The organism is Acinetobacter sp. 12966, assembly GCF_031196995.1.
GTDB lineage: Bacteria > Pseudomonadota > Gammaproteobacteria > Pseudomonadales > Moraxellaceae > Acinetobacter > Acinetobacter geminorum.
Genome location: NZ_JAVIMC010000117.1, coordinates 1 through 237, shown reverse-complemented (window position 1 = coordinate 237; position 237 = coordinate 1). Strand labels below are relative to the sequence as shown.

At 41.4% G+C, this 237-nt stretch carries 1 pseudogene; it reads left to right on the top strand.

The window, feature by feature from the left end:
* A pseudogene (locus RFW85_RS16615) lies at positions 1 to 237 on the top strand (aromatic amino acid transporter AroP); the annotation flags it as partial.

Sequence of the window (237 nt, the reverse complement as noted above, 5' to 3'; positions counted from 1 at the left end):
CTGCATGTTAAGTTTTTTGGCGAAATGGAATTTTGGTTTTCCATTGTCAAAATCTTAGCAATTTTAGCCATGATCGGTTTCGGTTCATATTTACTTGCAACCGGCACAGCAGGGCCTCAGGCCAGTATTTCTAACCTTTGGGCATTGGGTGGTTTCTTCCCATTTGGTATTGAAGGCTTGGTTATGGCAATGGCTGTGATTATTTTTGCTTTTGGCGGTATTGAGCTTTTCGGTATT